Below are 17,195 nucleotides of genomic sequence, written 5' to 3'. Positions count from 1 at the left end.
GCATTTTCCGGAGGATGATCCGGCTCCCATATTGAAACCCACTATGCCCGTCAACAACAATGAATTGCGCAAAGAAAATCGCCCGCAACCTGGGTTACGGGCGATGGTCTTCATCGGATATGCGCGGCGTTCAGGCCTGTTCGTAAACGCCGTGGCAGTGCTTGTATTTCTTGCCGGATCCGCAGGGGCACATTTCATTGCGGCCGATACGGCCCCAGGTGGCGGGGTTGTTCGGATCGCGCTCCTCGGCCGGCACGAAGGCGGCAGGCGTCGCCTGCAAGCCCTGAGCCATTTCATCCTCGCCCGTGTTCGGGTCAAGGTGATGGGCAGTCATTTCCGGCAGTTCCGGCTGCTGCGGCTCCTGCTGAACCAGTTCCACACGCATCAGCTGGGCGGTCACGGCTTCGCGCAGATTGGCGAGCAGCGCCTGGAAGAGTTCGAAGGCTTCCGCCTTGTACTCCTGCAGCGGGTCGCGTTGCGCATAACCGCGGAAACCGACGACGGAGCGGAGATGGTCGAGGTTGACGATATGCTCGCGCCACAGATGGTCGATCGTCTGGAGAATGACCGAGCGTTCCACATAGGTCATGATCTCGGGGCCGAAACGTTCCGCACGCTCGGCGGCGTATTTGTCGGCCGCCTCGGTGACGCGCTGGAGAATATCGTCCTCGGCGATGCCTTCTTCCTTGGCCCACTCTTCCACCGGCAGGTCGAGGTTGAGGAACTGGGCGATGCCGGCCTTCAGGCCTGCAATATCCCACTGTTCGGCATAGGCATTTTCGGGAATATGCTTGGTGACGAGCATTTCGATGACTTCGTGACGCATATCGGCTGCGGTTTCGCCGATATTATCGGCTTCCATCAACTCAAGGCGCTGATCGAAGATCACCTTGCGCTGATCGTTCAGCACGTCGTCATATTTCAGAAGGTTCTTGCGGGTCTCGAAGTTGCGGGCTTCGACCTTCTTCTGGGCGCGTTCCAGCGCCTTGTTGATCCACGGATGGACGATGGCTTCGCCTTCCTTGAGACCCAGCTTCTGCAGCATCGAGTCCATACGCTCGGAACCGAAGATGCGCATCAGGTCGTCCTGAAGCGAGAGGTAGAATTTCGAGCGGCCCGGGTCGCCCTGACGGCCGGAACGGCCACGCAGCTGGTTGTCGATACGGCGGCTTTCATGGCGTTCGGTGGCGATGACGTAGAGGCCGCCGGCGGCCAGCGCCTTTTCCTTGAGCACCTTGATTTCGGCGCGAATCGCCTGTTCCTTCGCATCGCGCTCCGGACCCGGCTCCATGCCTTCCAGCTCGCGCTCCAGACGCATCTCGACATTGCCGCCAAGCTGGATGTCGGTACCGCGGCCCGCCATGTTGGTGGCGATGGTCACGGCGCCCGGCACACCGGCCTGCGAGACGATATAAGCTTCCTGCTCGTGGTAACGGGCGTTCAGAACCTGGAAGTCGGAGAAACCGGACTGGCGCAGGAGATGTGCCAGAAGCTCGGATTTTTCAATCGACGTCGTGCCCACCAGAACCGGCTGGCCGCGCTCATGCGCTGCCTTGATCTCGGTAATGATCGCCTGGAATTTCTCTTCGCCGGTGCGATAAACCTCGTCGTCTTCGTCGATACGCTGGATCGGCAGGTTTGTCGGCACCTCGATGACATCGAGGCCGTAGATGTTGCCGAATTCTTCCGCTTCCGTCGCTGCCGTACCCGTCATGCCGGCCAGCTTTTCATACATGCGGAAATAATTCTGGAAGGTGACGGAGGACAGCGTCTGGTTTTCCGGCTGGATCTGTACCTTTTCCTTGGCTTCGAGAGCCTGGTGCTGACCTTCGGAATAACGACGGCCCGGCATCATGCGACCGGTAAATTCGTCAATGATGACGATTTCGTCATTGCGGACGATGTAGTCCTTGTCGCGGGTGAAGAGCTTGTGGGCCTTCAGCGCATTGTTGATGTGGTGGACGATCGCGACGTTCTCGACGTCGTAAAGCGATTCGCCCTTGAGCAGCCCCGCCTGCCGCAGCAGGTTTTCGAGCTTTTCGGTGCCTTCTTCGGAGAAGTTGGCCGAGCGCTGCTTCTCATCGATTTCGTAATCTTCCGGCGTCAAGAGCGGAATGAAGGCGTCGATGGTATTGTAGAGATCGGAACGGTCGTCCAGCGGCCCGGAAATGATGAGCGGCGTGCGCGCCTCATCGACCAGGATCGAGTCGACTTCGTCGACGATTGCGTAGTTGTGGCCGCGCTGAACCATCTGGGCGCGGTCATATTTCATGTTGTCGCGCAGGTAATCGAAGCCGAGCTCGTTATTCGTCGCGTAGGTGATGTCGCAGGCATAGGCCTCTCGGCGCTGGTCGTCGTCAAGGCCATGAACGATGACGCCGGTGGTGAGGCCGAGGAAGCGATAGAGCCGGCTCATCGTGGCGGCGTCGCGCTGGGCGAGGTAGTCGTTGACGGTGACGACGTGCACGCCCTTGCCGGCGAGCGCGTTGAGGTACACCGCAAGAGTGGCCACCAGCGTCTTGCCTTCACCCGTTTTCATCTCGGCGATGGCGCCGCCGTGCAGGATCATGCCGCCTGTCAGCTGCACGTCGAAGGGACGCATGCCGAGAACGCGGCGCGATGCTTCGCGGGCCACGGCAAATGCCGGGATCAGCAGGTCGTCGAGTGTCTTGCCGTCTGCCAGCTGCTGGCGGAACTCGGCGGTCTTGGCCGCCAGCGCTTCGTCGGAGAGCGCCTTGGTGGCTTCTTCCAGCGCATTGATGGCTGCGATCTTGCTTTTATAAGAGCGGACGCGGCGATCATTTGCCGAACCGAACAACTTGCGGGCTATTCCGCCGAGACTGACCATCTTACTGGCCCTTTCTGAAATTCCGTTTTGCCGGGCGCTTTGGTCCGTCACGCTGTTTTCAGCACAAATGACGGACTTCGCCCTTCAACGTATCTGGACGCGAGGTTGCGTGACAGATAAGAGGGGGGGCAAATGATGTCAACGGTTCTGCCCGTTACAGAATGGCCACATTCCGGTGTTTGGAAGTTTTTTCAGAGCCGGAAACCATGTCTGGAGCCGGCATTGTCCCCGAAAGGTTCAAAATGTTGCGCTATAATAAAATTGCGGCTGCGGTGATTGTGGCCACGCTCGGCCTCCAGCTTCCGGCTTTCGCACAGGAAGACAAGGTCGTCGCCAAGGTCGGCGATCTGGAAATCCACCAGTCCGAACTCGACCTCGCCATGAGCAACCTCGATCCGCAACTCGCGCAGCTTCCCGACGAGCAGAAGAAGGTCGCAGCCCTTTCCGGCGCGATCGATGTCAAGCTTCTCGTCAAGAACGCCAGCGCCGAAGGTCTGGAAAAGACTGAAGATTTCAAGAAGCGCATGGAATTCATTCAGGACCGTGAGCTGCACAACGCGTATTTCCGCAAGCACGTGGTCGACGCCGTCACCAATGACGAAGTAAAGGCCCGCTACGACAAGGAAGTCGCAGCCCTGCCGCAGGAAGAAGAGATCAAGGCAGCTCACATCCTCGTCGCCAGCGAGGACGAAGCCAAGGACATCATCAAGCAGCTTGATTCGGGCAAGGATTTCGCAGCCCTCGCCAAGGAAAAATCCACCGATTCCAACAAGGATGACGGTGGCGATCTCGGTTGGTTCGGCAAGGGCCGCATGGTTCCGGAATTCGAAGAAGCCGCCTTCGGCCTCGAAAAGGGCGCCTACACCAAAACGCCTGTGAAGACCCAGTTCGGCTTCCACGTCATCAAGCTGGAAGACAAGCGCATTGCGCCGCCGCCGGCTTTCGAGCAGGTCGAGCCGCAGGTTCGTCAGCTTGTCATGCGCGACAAGTACGTTGCCCTCATCGAGAAGGCCAAGGCTGACCAGAAGATCGAAATCATGGATGAGACGCTGAAGAAGGGCTATGACGAAGCCACGAAGGAACAGCAGGCACAGCCGCAGCAGTAAAATTTCGGATTACGGGGCGGCTTAACGGCCGCCCCGTTTCATCTCAGGCCATCTCCAGACATCCATTCCAGAATTTCAGGCGCTTCCCATGTCCGTTGCCGTTTCTCCGCTCGCTCCGAAATCCTATCCTGACATGCCTGCGCTCCGCGGCGTTCGCATGGCGACGGCCGCCGCCGGCATCAAGTACAAGAACCGCACGGACGTTCTCTTGATGGTTTTCGACAAGCCTGCAAGCGTTGCGGGCGTCTTCACCAAGTCGAAATGCCCTTCCGCCCCGGTTGATTTCTGCCGCGCCAATCTCGGCGGCGGCGCGGCGCGCGCCGTGGTGGTTAATTCCGGCAATGCCAATGCCTTTACCGGCCTCAAGGGCAAGGCCGCGACCGAGCTGACGGCGAAATCCGCCGCAGCTGCCATCGGCTGCTCCGAAAGAGAGGTCTTTCTGGCATCGACGGGCGTGATTGGGGAACCGCTGGATGCCTCGAAATTCGCCGGTGTCCTGGGTGACATGAATGTTCGGGCAGAAGCCGATTTCTGGCAGGAAGCCGCCAAGGCGATCATGACGACCGACACCTATCCGAAGGTCGCCAGCCGCACCGCCGAGATCGGTGGCGTGATCGTGACGATCAACGGTATCGCGAAGGGCGCCGGCATGATCGCGCCCGATATGGCGACGATGCTTTCCTTCGTTGTGACGGATGCGGATATTGAGCCTGCCGCGTTGCAGGCCCTGTTGTCGGCCGGCGTTGGCCCGACCTTCAATTCCGTAACGGTCGACAGCGATACCTCCACCTCCGATACGTTGATGCTGTTCGCCACGGGCGCTGCGGCCGAAGACGGCCAGGTGAAAGTGACGAATGCCGATGATGAGCGCCTTTCCGGCTTCCGCGCTGCGCTGAACGATCTTCTGAAGGACCTTGCCTTGCAGGTCGTTCGTGATGGCGAAGGCGCGCGCAAGATGGTGGAAGTTACCGTGACAGGAGCGGAAAACGACGCCGCCGCCAAGAAGATCGCCCTTTCCATCGCCAATTCACCGCTGGTGAAGACCGCGGTTGCCGGTGAGGACGCCAATTGGGGCCGTGTCGTCATGGCCGTCGGCAAATCAGGCGAAATGGCGGACCGCGACCGTCTTGCCATCTGGTTCGGCGGCGTGCGCGTGGCCGTCAACGGCGAACGCGACCCGAACTATTCCGAAGCGGAAACCAGTGCCGTCATGAAACTGGAAGACATCACGGTAAAGGTCGATATCGGCCTCGGTCAGGGAACGGCCACGGTCTGGACCTGTGACCTGACGAAAGAATATGTTGCGATCAACGGCGACTACCGGAGCTGACCGTTGGAGCCGAAGAGAATGCAGGACAACAAGGCCGTCAATCTGCCGCTGGTTCGCCGTCTGGAAGCCGTCAGCTTCCGGGCGTGGCCAGCCTCGTCGGTTATTTATGACGGCAGCTGGCAAATCCGTCTCACGGGTTCGCATCCCTCCAAGCGTATCAACTGCGTAGTGCCGCTCGATCCGTCCGATTACGGAAACAGCGCGGTGCGGCTGGAAAAGGCGCGCAAGCGTTTCGATGATTTCGGCCGGCCGCTGGTGGTGCGCGAAACGACGCTGATGCCGCCGCAGCTTGTGGAATTTCTGGTCAATGACGGCTGGTCGATGTTCGAAGAGGTTGTGGTCATGACGGCCGATCTTTCCGACATGGAGTTGCCGGAAACGCTGGTCAGCCTTCCGAGCCACGATATCGGCCGTTTTGTAGAGGCGAGCATCAAGGTGAGCGATGGCGATCCGGCGCTGCGCCCGGCAATTGCTGAAATCGTCAGTTCCATCAAGCCGACGCTCGGTCTCTTCATCAATGAGGAAGTGGAAGGCAATCCGCTCGCAACCGTCATCTGCGTGCAGGACAACGATCTTGCCGGCATCCTTTCCCTCGATGTCGAAAAGTCGCAGCGTAAGAAGGGCCTCGGTACGCAAATCCTGTCATCCGCACTGCGCTGGGCCAGGATCAGCGGCGCAAAAAGCGCGTGGCTGCAGGTTGAAGCCGCCAATGCGCCGGCAATCGCACTTTATGAGAAATTCGGCTTCTCCGAGGCTTATCGCTATCGCTATTGGCGCAAGGGTTCAGGAGAATGAGCGAGGCCGGCAAAAAAATCCTGCTGGTCGCCGCCTGCGCCCTTCTCGATCAGGATGGCCGCATTCTTCTGGCGCAACGTCCGGAGGGCAAGTCGCTCGCGGGCCTGTGGGAGTTTCCGGGCGGCAAGGTGGAGCAGGGCGAGACGCCCGAGGAAACTCTCGTGCGCGAACTGGACGAGGAGCTGGGTATCAAAACCAAGATCGCCTGCCTTGCGCCTTTGACATTTGCCAGCCACACTTATGAGACATTCCACCTTCTGATGCCGCTTTACGTGTGCCGTCGTTACGAGGGCATTGCGCATGGCCGGGAAGGACAGGCGCTGAAATGGGTAAAACCGCAGGCGTTGCGCGATTATCCCATGCCGCCGGCCGATGAGCCGCTGATCCCCTTCCTGCAGGATCTGCTTTAGAACAGGCAATCGCCGGCGTCCCTCGCTTATGATCCCGTCACAGCTTCGTGAAAATGCCCCGTTGCCAGCGCTTTGCCGTGCCAAAACGGGTCTGTGTTAAGAGATCGTTCAGCACCCTCTGGCAGATTGTTAAGCTAAAGAAGCGGTAAACTGCGCGTTATGAGGTTGGTCATGAACGAGGATTTCTGGAAGACGGTGGAAGGTCGTCACTCTTATTCCGATAAATCCAGTCGCACCGGCGTTCTGAACGTCGCATTGCTTTTCGGCACGGCCGTCATCGCCCTGTCGTTGATCATCACACCCATGCTCGCCGGAAAGTCTTCCACGCGTGTGGCGCAGTTTCCCGACAATTACGACATGATCAGCACCGGCTCCATCAAGAAGACAGATGTGGGCAAGACATACTCCATCCGCCGTAGCATAACACAGCCGATGCCGGAAATGCCCTGCGTGGTGACGGGCTACAGCAATGAGAGCGGTTGCTGATCGTTTACCATTGTCGGTAACCGATCTCTCACATAGCCCGTCTAGAATAAGCCGACTTCAATAGGTCATATTGCCGGCTGGCGGATTGGGCATATTCTGTGCTGCGTTCATTTATCGATTTCTGCAGGAATGAAGACGGCGCCAGCGCCGTTGAGTATGGCCTGATAGTGGCCGTGATTTCCGTCGCCCTTGTCGGCGGCGCGAGCGCCATCAGCAGCAATATCAATGCCCTGTTTCAGTTCATCGCCGACACTTTCGCCAGTGTCTGAAGCGGTCATTCTTGCGTTCAGGATAGCTTGACTTCCCTGGTCTTCAGGGCGTCCGCCAGGCGCACTTTGGCGGAGCCGGGCTTCAGCGGTTTCTGCTGGCTCTCATGCGGCGCCCAGCCCGAGACATAGATGACGGAGAATGTCGCCCTTATGCGCCCATCCGGATCGGCATAACGTTCAGCATAAAGCTCTGCCGCCCGCATGAAAAAGGCACGGTTGAGCGGTCGTCTGCTACGGCCTGCCAGCGGATTGGCCATGCCCATCGCACGCAGGTCGCGCATCAGCGGGAAAATCGAATCGTAACGTACCGTGTAGGTTTCCGCGTCGGTGACGGGAAGCGCAAAACCGGCGCGTTGCAGAAGCGCGCCGACATCGCGCACGTCGGCGAAGGGAATGACGCGCGGGCTTGCCCCGCCGGTCAGTTCCGCCTCTGCCGTCAACAACACGTCGCGAAGTTCCTGCAGCGTCCCGCTGCCGGGAATCGCGCCAAGAAACAGGCCGTCCGGCTTTAATGCCCGCCGGATCTGGATCAGCGCGCCGGGCGTGTCGTTGGTCAAATGCAGGGCAAGCGGTGAAACGATGAGATTGGCGGAGGCCTCTTCCAGTGGCAGATGCTCCATGGATGCCGCCTCCGGAATATTTTCATCCGTGGTGAAACGGCTTTCCGTCTCTATGCGGCGAATGGAATTCACCTTTCCTGTCTGGGCCAGCCGCCGGGCGGCAACGCCGGTGCCGCCATGCAGCTCGATGGCGGACTCGAACTTGCGTTCGACAATGGCAAGCCTGTCTGCCAGTTCTTCAGCCGCCATGTCGAGAAGAAAAAGGGCTTTGTCGTCGCGCCGGTTCCACGCCCGGCGACGGTTTTGTTCGATCACGGCCTGGTCAAAAAGAATGTCCATCGTCTTGCCTGCTCGGCCTCTGGCGCCATCGGTACGGCGGGGCCGCATTCTGTGTCATGCCGTTTCAGGCATTGCTTTTCCGGCATCAGCCGGAATGATCTGTCTCGCAAAGGCACCCGTTCGGCGCTAAAGTCAACCTCATGGGTGCTGGTGAAGGTCTGTTTTCGGGGATGCTGTCGAAATCTGCGGTCGTACCGCGGGTCGCACGAGACGTGTTTCGTTCGGTCTTCCGCATGATTTACCCGCCGACCTGTGCCGGCTGCACCCGCATGATCGGCGCAGAAGGGGCGTTGTGCCCGGAGTGCTGGCGGGACATTGTTTTTATCGAGCGTCCTTATTGCGAAATTCTCGGCATTCCCTTTGTCCGCGACCATGGCGAAAACATTGTCAGCGCCGAGGCCATTGCCGACCCGCCGCCCTTCGACCGTCTGCGTGCCGCCGCCAGCCATCAGGGCGTCGCCCGCAAGCTGGTGCACCGTCTGAAATATCAGGACCGGACAGAGCTTGCGCGGTTGATGGCGTTGTGGATGCTGCGCGCAGACGACGGAGCGGTCAGCGCCTGCGATTGCATCGTGCCCGTTCCTCTGCATCGCTACCGCTTCCTGCGCCGCCGTTTCAACCAGTCCGCCGAGCTTGCGCGGCATCTGGCCCGGGCGGCCGACAAGCCTTTGCTCGCCGGCACCCTGCTGCGGGTGAAATCGACGGAGCGGCAGGTTGGGCTCTCGGCGATCGCCAGGCGTGACAATATGCGGGGCGCTTTCGCTCTCGCCCCTGGTCGGGAAGCGGATGTTTCAGGCAAGCACGTGGTGCTGGTGGATGACGTTTACACCACCGGCGCGACAGTGCGTGCGGCAAGCCGGGCCCTCCGAAAAGCGGGTGCTGCGGAAGTAACAGTTTTGACCTTTGCAATGGCCATTTCCGGTCCTATATGAAGCCATAATGACATGAGGAAACCGTGCGCTTGACCGCACGTTTGCGAGGCTTTGAAAACATGGCACCGGTGACAATCTATACGCGGGATTTTTGTGGTTATTGCGCGCGCGCCAAGGCGCTGCTGGATAGCAAGGGCGTGGATTATGCCGAATATAACGCCACGACGACGCCCGAATACCGGCAGGAGATGATCGAGAAATCGGGCGGAACGACCTTCCCGCAAATCTTCATCAATGGGCAGCACGTGGGCGGCTGCGATGATCTTCATGCGCTGGACCGCGCCGGCAAGCTGGACGCGATGCTGGCGGCCTGATCTGCCCGAGCGACGGAGGAAATCATGAGTTTCAAGGCTGCCGCCATTCAGATGCGCTCCGGTGTCGATACGGCGAGGAATGCCGCCGATATGGATCGGCTTGTGCGCGCCGCCGCGGCCGAAGGGGCTGTTTATGTTCAGACCCCGGAAATGACGGGCGCAATCCAGAAGGACAGGCAGGCGCTGCGGGCCCAGCTGCGCGACGATGACGGCGATATCATCGTCGCGACCGCCGCACGCCTTGCCCGCGAACTCGGTATTCACGTCCATGTGGGCTCTACGGCTATTGCCCGCCCGGACGGCAAGATCGCCAATCGCGGCTTCCTCTTCGCGCCGGACGGCTCGCGCATCTGCAGCTATGACAAGATCCACATGTTCGATGTCGATCTCGACAATGGCGAGAGCTGGCGCGAAAGCGCCGCTTACGAGCCCGGCGAGGTGGCGCGCATCGTTGAACTGCCGCTGGGTAAATTCGGCTTCGCAATCTGCTACGACGTCCGTTTTCCGCAGCTTTTCCGGGCGGAAGCTCTTGCCGGCGCTGAGATCCTGACGGTTCCCGCTGCCTTCACGCGCCAGACCGGGGAAGCCCATTGGGAAATTCTGCTGCGCGCCCGCGCCATTGAAAACGGCGCGTTCGTCATCGCCGCCGCTCAGGCGGGCGTACATGAGGACGGGCGTGAAACATTCGGCCATTCCATCATCATCGATCCCTGGGGTAAGGTTCTGGCAGTCGCCGGCGGCGCTGGCGAGGAGATCATCTTCGCCGAGATCGATACATCGCTGGTGGCGACCGCCCGTGGAAAGATTCCCAATTTGCGCAATGCCCGGGAGTTCGGGCTGGATACGGTCATTCCCCTCAAACCTGTGGGAGGTGAGGCAGCGTGATCCGGTATGCGCTAGCCTGTGAAAAGGGCCACGAGTTCGAAGGCTGGTTTGCCGGTAGCGACGATTTCGATGATCAGTTGCAGCGCGGTTTCCTGTCCTGCCCGGTTTGCAATTCCGCGCAGGTCTCCAAGCTTTTGATGGCGCCGTCGGTTTCCACCGCCCGCAAGAAGGACGAACGCCAGACGCTCGCCATGGATGCCGCCAGAAAAGAGGCGCTTGCAAAAATCCGCGAGGCCGTCGCCAATATTCGCGCCACTGCCGAGGATGTCGGCGACAGGTTTCCCGAGGAAGCCCGCAAGATCCATTATGGCGAAGCGGACGAGCGGGGCATCATCGGCAATGCCTCGGTGCAGGACGCCAGGGCCTTGCTGGAAGAGGGCATTGAGATCGCACCGCTGCCGGTGCTGCCCGACGACGTCAACTGAATTTCAGAGACATCGCTTACGGAGCGCCCGGCGTTACCCCTGCGCCGGGCGCTTTGCCAGCATCATGTAGTTGACGTCCATATCCGGTGAGAGGTTCCAGCGATCCTGCAGCACGTTGTAGAAGACGCCTGTCCGGTGGATGATATCCATTCCGCTTGCAACCAGCGGCCGCTCAAGCTCTTCCGGGCGAACCAGCTTTTCATATTGATGCGTGCCGCGCGGCAGCCAGCGCAAAACATTTTCGGCAGCAAAGATCGCCAATGCCCGGGCTTTCAGCGTGCGGTTGATGGTGGCCGCGAACATCAGGCCGCCGGGGCGTACCATTTTCGCGCAGGTGGTGACGAAGAGATCGACATTGGCCACGTGTTCGACCACCTCCATGTTGAGGATGACGTCGAAGGTTTCGCCGGCTTCCTGCAGCTGTTCGGCCGTCACCGCGCGATAGTCGACACTGACCCCGCTTTCATGGGCGTGGGTGGAGGCGATGCCGATGTTCTTTTCCGAGGGATCCGCGCCTACCACATCGGCGCCCATGCGGGCGACGGGTTCGGAGAGAAGGCCGCCGCCGCAGCCGATGTCGAGAACGCGCAGCCCTTCCAATGGGCGGTGCGCCTTCGGGTCCCGGCCGAAATTGTCGCAGATGCGGTTGCGGATATATTCGAGACGCACCGGATTGAATTTGTGCAGCGGGCGGAACTTGCCGGTCGGGCTCCACCACTCTGCGGCCATCGCGGAGAAGCGATCCACTTCGCTCTGGTCGACGGTCGTCTGTGCGGTCTCGCTCATGGCTCTGCTCCATATTGCTGTTGCATTGAAGTCGGACGATTGCCCCCCGAAGTCAAGACCGGAGACTTTCTCCGGCAGCGATTTATCGGGCGCCCATTGCCGCAGGGGAACTGATGCGGCCCCTCATTTGTTTCATGCTGCGTTCATGGAAGAACGCGTATTTTCCGATCGTGGCAGTATGCGGAACGCATGCTCGTCCATCTAACAGGATGGATGCCGACAAGGGCAAAGCGGGCCTTTGCTTGAGGAGAAAGAAGTGAAGAAAAAACTGTTTGGCGCAATTGCGCTGGTGGCCATGCTCGCCGCGCCGGCCCTTGCCGAAGCTGCAACGCGGGGTTTCGCCACCGCGAATGTGAATATGCGCTCCGGTCCCAGCACGGCCTATCCGGCTGTTGTCGTGATCCCCGTCGGCGCACCATTGACGGTACACGGCTGCCTGTCCGATACGCCGTGGTGTGATGTGTCTTTCGTCAACGGTCGAGGCTGGGTAGCCGGCCGCTACATCCAGACGACATTCCGGCAAAACCGGGTATACGTCGAGCCCCGTTATTATCGCGATCTCGGCGTTCCCATAATCACCTTCGAAGCCGGCCGTTATTGGGACCGTTATTATCGCGATCGCGATTTTTACCGCGAACGTGACCGGTGGCGTCGCCCGCCGCCATCAGGCGGCTACTGGAACGCCCCGCCCCCGAGTGCTGGATGGGATCGCCCACGTCCGCGTGACGACTGGCGCGATGGTCGCCGGGACGACTGGCGTGATGGTCGCCGCGATGAGTGGCGTGATCCCCGCCAGGGCGGTGGTCCGAATGATGGTCGTTGGGAACGTCGCTACGGCGACTGGAACCAGGGCGACCGAAATCAGGACAGGCCGCGTCGCGACGATGACCGCCGTCGTTGGGAAGATGAAAATCGCGACCGTAATCGTGATCGCGACGCTAATCGCGATCGTGGAGGCCAGCAGAACCAGTATAACGGTCAACGCGGTCAGTTGGATGGCCAGCCGCCGCGCCCGCCTACACCTGCTCCGGATGCCCCTCTGCAGGGGTGCATCATCGGTAGTCCAGGTTGCGCATCGCGCTAAAAGACAAAGCCCGGCGAGATTTTGTCGGGCTTTTTCATTTGGGGCTTTGTTCGATGTGTCGTTGCGGTCCTATTTTTCGGCGGGAGCCTTGCGGGAGCGGCTCTTGGGTTTTGCCGGCGTTTCCGCATCCGGTGTTGCAACATCCGCGACAGCCTTGGGAGCGGCCTTCTTGCGCGTTGCGGGCTTCGTCGCTTCCGACGTCTTCAGCAGCGAAAATTCATGTTTGGCCTGTTCCCAATGGTGCGCATCGCGCCCGTGCGGGTGGCCTTCCTTTTCCCAGAGTGTATATGCGCGTTTACTGATCCATTCGTGTTCCGAAACCTGCATGCTCGTCTCCCGTTGCTGTTTACAGCGCCTATGAGAAGGCGACATTCCGCTTTGGTCCGGCACACGCTCGACAGGAATCAATGCCGGCATTTCCAGAGGCCATTACATGCCATGATTTTCCGGGCGTCAAGCAAACATGCTGCATTGCGAAAACCGATTTCTGGCATTTTCTGCCCGTTAAAGCGGTTTGAGCGAAAGACGTTCCTGCCACGCAAGATCAACGTTGCGTGATTGCGCCAAGGCCGCCAAGATGGCCGAACGAACGGGCAGCGGAGGAGGCGGTCTTGGAGCGGAGAATGGAAACGGATGCGCAGGTCATCGTCGAAAAACAGGGAGGGGCGGGCATCATTCGCCTCAACCGGCCGAAGGCCATCAACAGCCTGACCTTGCCGATGGTGCGCGACCTGTTCCATGCGCTTCAGCGTTTCGAGGAGGAACCCGGCGTTGCTTGCGTGGTGTTGACGGGAGAAGGGGACAGGGGGCTTTGCGCGGGGGGCGATGTCCGTATCATTCACGATCTCGGCAAGGCGGGCGACCCACGGGTCCTTGATTTCTGGCGGGAAGAATTTCCGCTGAATTATCGTATCGCCCACTTCGGCAAGCCCTATGTGGCGCTGATGGATGGTATTGTCATGGGCGGCGGCGTTGGCATTTCAGCCCATGGCAGCCATCGTATCGTCACGGAGCGCACAAAGCTCGCCATGCCGGAGACGGGCATCGGCTATTTTCCTGACGTTGGCGGGTCCTGGCTTTTGCCACGGGCGCCGGGCGAATGCGGCACCTGGCTGGGGCTGACGGGCAATGCCGTTACTGCCGCCGACGCCATCTATGCGGGCTTTGCCGATTATCTTGTTCCTTCGGATCGCCTTGGCAGGCTGGTTCAGGATCTATCGCGATCGGCGGATACGGACAGTGTTGAGACGGCGATCACGGCGCATGCCATTGAGGCCGGCGAAGGTATCTTATCCCTCAATCGGGAGATCATCGACGCGACATTTCGTTTTGACACGGTCGAGGAGATTTTTGCCGCGCTTTCGGCGCGCCAAGATGCATTTTCACGCGAGACCCTCGAGGCTCTGCAAAAGCGCTCTCCCACCAGCCTGAAGCTGACCCTGAAGCTGCTGCGCCTGGGTCGGGAAAGCGCGAGCCTCATCGAATGCCTTGAGCGGGAATTTGCTGCCGGCACGGAGATATTGCGCCAACGTGATTTTTATGAGGGCGTGCGCGCTGCCCTCGTCGACAAGGATCGCAATCCCCGCTGGTCGCCGGCGCGGCTGGAAGAGGTGCGGGAGGAGGACCTTGCGCCCTATCTCGCCAAGCATTCCGGCAACCTTTTTCCCGATCATCGCCTTTAGCCAGGCGCAAAAGAAATCCAGCTTCCGGGCCTATATGAAATCCTCGCCTTCCAAGTGAATATTATTTGGGCGAAATTTCCAATCCATCCTCCGGCAAGGCATAGTTGTTTCTCGCGGGCGTTGCTGCCGCCCGCTATGTTGAGCACCATTCGAATTGCCGGGGGTATTCATGAAACGTCTTCTCATTATCGGAACTGCCATCGCCGCTCTTTTTTCAGTCGCGGCGCAGGCGCAGTCTCCGACTACCATTCTCAACGCGTCCTATGATGTCGCCCGCGAGGTCTTCGCGGCCGAGAACGAGGCTTTCATCAAGCAGCATCCGGGAATAACCGTCGATCAGTCGCATGCCGGCACCTCCAAACAGGCGCGTGCCATCGTCGAGGGTCTTGAAGCCGATGTCGTCACTTTCAACCAGGTGACCGATGTCGATTTTCTGGTGAAGCAGGGTTTCGTTTCCGCTGACTGGCAGAAGGATTTCCCGAATGACGCATCGCCCTTCTATTCCTTCCCCTCTTTTCTTGTCCGCGCCGGCAACCCCAAGGGAATCAAAGACTGGGACGATCTTGTCCGCGACGACGTGAAGGTCGTTTTCCCCAATCCGAAGACCTCCGGTAACGCCCGTTACACCTATCTCGCCGCCACGGCCTACGCCAAGGAAAAGTTCAAGGGCGACGACGCGAAGGTCCAGGAATTCGTCAAGAAAATCTTCGACAATACGCCTGTTTTCGACACGGGAGGCCGCGCTGCAACCACCACTTTCGTGGAGCGTGAAATCGGTGACGTCTTGATTACCTTTGAAGCGGAGACCCGCGGCATCGCCAAGCAATATGGCGCCCAGAAGGTGGAAGGCGTCGTGCCCTCCGTCAGTCTGCTGGCCGAATTCCCGGTTGCCGTGGTGGACAAGGTCGTCGACAAGCGTGGCTCTCGCGATCTGGCGAAAAGCTATCTCGACTTCCTCTATACTGAAGAGGGGCAGCGCATCGCCGCTGAATTCGGCCACCGTGTCCATAATGAAAAGGTTGTCGGTGAGTTCAAGGACAAGTTTCCGGCCATCCGCCTCGTCAACGTCAATGACGTTTTCGGTGGCTGGACTAAAATCCAGAAAGAGCATTTTGCATCCGGCGCGACGCTTGATACGCTCTACGGCAGCCGCTAATCACAGCGACAGCAACATTTGAATGACCCGGCGGGAAACTGCCGGGTCGCTTTTTGATTGATGGGGGCGGGGTTTGAAGCGGAATGTTCTGCCGGGGCTGAAATTGTCCCTTGGCGTTACCCTCACTTACGTCGCAATCATTGTGCTTTTGCCGCTCTCGGCGCTTGTGTTCAAGGCGGCAAGCCTCGGGCCCGCCGAGTATTGGTCCATCATTTCCTCGCCGCGGGCCGTCGCCAGTTACCGTGTCACCGTGCTCTGCGCACTGGCCGCAACCCTGTTCAATGTGATCTTCGGACTTGCGCTCGCCTGGGTGTTGACGCGCTACCGCTTTCCCGGCTGGCGTTTTGTCGATGCGATCGTCGATCTTCCCTTCGCGCTTCCCACCGCCGTCGCCGGCATCGCCCTGACGACGCTGTTTGCCGGCAATGGTTGGTTCGGCTCGGTGCTGGCGCAATTCGGCATCAAGGTGGCCTATACGCCGCTTGGCATCATGGTGGCGATGGCTTTTACCAGCCTGCCCTTCATCGTGCGCACCGTGCAGCCGGTGCTGGAAGACCTCGATCCGGCGCTGGAAGAAGCGGCGCAGTCGCTCGGTGGTTCCGATCTTGAGATTTTCCGCAAGATCATCCTGCCGCTCCTGACTCCGGCTCTGCTCGCCGGTCTCTCGCTCTCTTTCGCCCGCAGCCTGGGTGAATTCGGGGCAATCATCTTCATCGCCGGCAATCAGCCGTTCTCGACGGAAATCACCGCCCTGCTGATCTTCATCCGGCTCGAGGAATATGATTATCAGGCGGCAGCGGCCATCGCCTCCGTGTTGCTTATCACCGCCTTCGTGATGCTGGCGGTGACCAATTATCTGCAGGCGCGCGCGCTTCGATATACGGCGAGGGGCTGAGAAGATGAGCGGCGTTTCCTCACATCGCAAACCGCCCCGTGTCGGCGATGCACCTCTTGTGCGCCGCAGCCTGATCGCCTTCGTGCTCATCATCGGCACGCTTCTCGTTGTGGCACCGCTCGTCATCATCGGTGTCGAAGCGTTCTCGCAGGGCTGGAAGGCCTATTCGGCCACCATCACCCATCCGGATACTCGTCACGCCATTATGCTGACGGTGCTGACCGCACTGATCGCCGTGCCGGTCAATACGGCCTTCGGTGTTGCAGCGGCATGGTCCATCACCAAGTTCGATTTCCCGGGCCGGCGCTTCCTGCTGGTGCTGATCGAGATACCTTTCTCGATTTCACCGATCGTTGCCGGTGTCGCATATCTCTTCGTATATGGTTTGCAGGGCCTGTTCGGGCCGTTCCTCGACGCGCATGATATCAAGATATTGTTTGCGCTTCCTGGCATCGTTATCGCCTCAATGTTCGTGACGGCACCTTTCGTGGCGCGTGAACTCATTCCGCTCATGCAGGCGCAGGGTCGTGATCTCGAGGAGGCGGCGACCTCGCTTGGCGCATCCGGCTGGCGAACCTTCTTTTCGGTGACCTTGCCGAACATCAAATGGGCGCTGCTTTATGGTGTCGTGCTGTGCAACGCCCGCGTAATGGGGGAATTTGGCGCCGTATCGGTCGTGTCAGGCAATATTCGCGGTCAGACCAATACGCTGCCGCTGCATATCGAGCTGCTTTATCACGATTACCAGACGGCTGGCGCTTTCGCCGCGGCGTCGATCCTCGCGACCCTCGCCGTCGTCACCATCATCGCCAAGGTGGCGCTGGAACGGCGCGGCGCAGGGCGCGGGCGTAAAAAGACCAACGCCGATGCCGCCATCGCCACGGAGACCTGAT

19 protein-coding genes are annotated in these 17,195 nt (G+C 59.8%); 15 read left to right on the top strand and 4 right to left on the bottom strand.

Annotation, left to right across the window (positions count from 1 at the left end):
* Positions 1-130: 130 nt before the first annotated feature.
* Positions 131-2,848 carry a preprotein translocase subunit SecA gene (gene secA, locus ACZ47E_RS21700; RefSeq protein ID WP_022562957.1) on the bottom strand — a complete coding sequence of 906 codons (2,718 nt, stop codon included), beginning with the start codon at positions 2,846-2,848 and terminating at the stop codon, positions 131-133.
* A gap of 242 nt (positions 2,849-3,090) precedes the next feature.
* Here secA and ACZ47E_RS21695 point away from each other — a divergent pair, with 242 nt between their 5' ends.
* The 6 genes from ACZ47E_RS21695 (at position 3,091) to ACZ47E_RS21670 (ending at position 7,244) form a co-directional block, all read left to right on the top strand.
* The gene (locus ACZ47E_RS21695; RefSeq protein ID WP_035211677.1) at positions 3,091-3,954 is read left to right on the top strand and encodes a peptidylprolyl isomerase; all 864 of its coding nucleotides are present in this window, start codon (positions 3,091-3,093) and stop codon (positions 3,952-3,954) included.
* 88 nt (positions 3,955-4,042) lie between these two features.
* Positions 4,043-5,284: a bifunctional glutamate N-acetyltransferase/amino-acid acetyltransferase ArgJ gene (gene argJ, locus ACZ47E_RS21690; protein ID WP_022562956.1), complete on the top strand. Its 1,242-nt coding sequence runs from the start codon at positions 4,043-4,045 to the stop codon at positions 5,282-5,284.
* An 18-nt stretch (positions 5,285-5,302) separates the two neighbouring features.
* Positions 5,303-6,079, top strand: coding sequence for a GNAT family N-acetyltransferase (locus ACZ47E_RS21685; protein ID WP_006698498.1), 777 nt, complete (start codon positions 5,303-5,305; stop codon positions 6,077-6,079).
* Positions 6,076-6,489, top strand: coding sequence for an 8-oxo-dGTP diphosphatase MutT (mutT, locus tag ACZ47E_RS21680; protein ID WP_003585633.1), 414 nt, complete (start codon positions 6,076-6,078; stop codon positions 6,487-6,489). The genes ACZ47E_RS21685 and mutT overlap by 4 nt, the downstream gene beginning before the upstream one ends.
* A gap of 171 nt (positions 6,490-6,660) precedes the next feature.
* The gene (locus tag ACZ47E_RS21675; protein ID WP_003585635.1) at positions 6,661-6,975 is read left to right on the top strand and encodes a hypothetical protein; all 315 of its coding nucleotides are present in this window, start codon (positions 6,661-6,663) and stop codon (positions 6,973-6,975) included.
* 98 nt (positions 6,976-7,073) lie between these two features.
* On the top strand, positions 7,074-7,244 hold the full coding sequence (locus ACZ47E_RS21670) for a Flp family type IVb pilin (RefSeq protein ID WP_077985725.1): 171 nt from the start codon (positions 7,074-7,076) through the stop codon (positions 7,242-7,244).
* A 17-nt stretch (positions 7,245-7,261) separates the two neighbouring features.
* Here ACZ47E_RS21670 and ACZ47E_RS21665 read toward each other — a convergent pair whose 3' ends face one another.
* Positions 7,262-8,143, bottom strand: a complete 882-nt coding sequence (locus ACZ47E_RS21665) for a methyltransferase domain-containing protein (protein WP_048902961.1) — start codon at positions 8,141-8,143, stop codon at positions 7,262-7,264.
* A gap of 140 nt (positions 8,144-8,283) precedes the next feature.
* Between ACZ47E_RS21665 and ACZ47E_RS21660 the strand changes: the two genes are divergently transcribed.
* From ACZ47E_RS21660 to ACZ47E_RS21645, 4 genes are read left to right on the top strand one after another with little or no spacing between them, the layout of a single operon-like run.
* Entirely contained in the window at positions 8,284-9,075 is a 792-nt protein-coding gene (locus ACZ47E_RS21660; protein WP_022562953.1) for a ComF family protein, read from the top strand.
* Between the two features lie 59 nt (positions 9,076-9,134).
* Positions 9,135-9,389, top strand: a complete 255-nt coding sequence (gene grxC, locus ACZ47E_RS21655) for a glutaredoxin 3 (RefSeq protein ID WP_003585640.1) — start codon at positions 9,135-9,137, stop codon at positions 9,387-9,389.
* A 24-nt stretch (positions 9,390-9,413) separates the two neighbouring features.
* A complete protein-coding gene (locus ACZ47E_RS21650) occupies positions 9,414-10,274 on the top strand; it encodes a carbon-nitrogen hydrolase family protein (RefSeq protein WP_022562951.1) in 861 nt (286 codons plus the stop codon).
* Positions 10,271-10,699 carry a DUF1178 family protein gene (locus ACZ47E_RS21645; RefSeq protein WP_003585644.1) on the top strand — a complete coding sequence of 143 codons (429 nt, stop codon included), beginning with the start codon at positions 10,271-10,273 and terminating at the stop codon, positions 10,697-10,699. The genes ACZ47E_RS21650 and ACZ47E_RS21645 overlap by 4 nt, the downstream gene beginning before the upstream one ends.
* Positions 10,700-10,732: 33 nt before the next feature.
* Here ACZ47E_RS21645 and ubiG read toward each other — a convergent pair whose 3' ends face one another.
* Positions 10,733-11,485, bottom strand: coding sequence for a bifunctional 2-polyprenyl-6-hydroxyphenol methylase/3-demethylubiquinol 3-O-methyltransferase UbiG (gene ubiG / locus ACZ47E_RS21640; protein ID WP_022562950.1), 753 nt, complete (start codon positions 11,483-11,485; stop codon positions 10,733-10,735).
* Between the two features lie 256 nt (positions 11,486-11,741).
* Here ubiG and ACZ47E_RS21635 point away from each other — a divergent pair, with 256 nt between their 5' ends.
* Positions 11,742-12,569, top strand: a complete 828-nt coding sequence (locus ACZ47E_RS21635) for an SH3 domain-containing protein (protein ID WP_022562949.1) — start codon at positions 11,742-11,744, stop codon at positions 12,567-12,569.
* A 69-nt stretch (positions 12,570-12,638) separates the two neighbouring features.
* Here the strand turns inward: ACZ47E_RS21635 and ACZ47E_RS21630 are convergent, their stop codons facing one another.
* A complete protein-coding gene (locus ACZ47E_RS21630) occupies positions 12,639-12,896 on the bottom strand; it encodes a DUF2934 domain-containing protein (RefSeq protein WP_022562948.1) in 258 nt (85 codons plus the stop codon).
* Positions 12,897-13,192: 296 nt separating this feature from the next.
* On the opposite strand from ACZ47E_RS21630, the gene ACZ47E_RS21625 reads away from it, so the two are divergent.
* The 4 genes from ACZ47E_RS21625 to cysW all read left to right on the top strand — a co-directional run bounded on the left by ACZ47E_RS21625 (position 13,193) and on the right by cysW (position 17,194).
* Positions 13,193-14,251, top strand: a complete 1,059-nt coding sequence (locus ACZ47E_RS21625) for an enoyl-CoA hydratase/isomerase family protein (RefSeq protein WP_022562947.1) — start codon at positions 13,193-13,195, stop codon at positions 14,249-14,251.
* A 169-nt stretch (positions 14,252-14,420) separates the two neighbouring features.
* The gene (gene cysP / locus ACZ47E_RS21620) at positions 14,421-15,407 is read left to right on the top strand and encodes a thiosulfate ABC transporter substrate-binding protein CysP (protein WP_022562946.1); all 987 of its coding nucleotides are present in this window, start codon (positions 14,421-14,423) and stop codon (positions 15,405-15,407) included.
* A gap of 73 nt (positions 15,408-15,480) precedes the next feature.
* The gene (cysT, locus tag ACZ47E_RS21615) at positions 15,481-16,302 is read left to right on the top strand and encodes a sulfate ABC transporter permease subunit CysT (RefSeq protein ID WP_003585655.1); all 822 of its coding nucleotides are present in this window, start codon (positions 15,481-15,483) and stop codon (positions 16,300-16,302) included.
* Positions 16,303-16,306: 4 nt separating this feature from the next.
* Positions 16,307-17,194 carry a sulfate ABC transporter permease subunit CysW gene (gene cysW / locus ACZ47E_RS21610; RefSeq protein WP_022562944.1) on the top strand — a complete coding sequence of 296 codons (888 nt, stop codon included), beginning with the start codon at positions 16,307-16,309 and terminating at the stop codon, positions 17,192-17,194.
* The last annotated feature ends 1 nt before the right edge of the window (position 17,195 follow it).

The sequence above is a fragment of the Agrobacterium sp. 5Ca39 genome (assembly GCF_055382365.1).
Note: the sequence above shows the minus strand (reverse complement) of the source record. Positions and strands in the feature narration are given on the sequence as shown.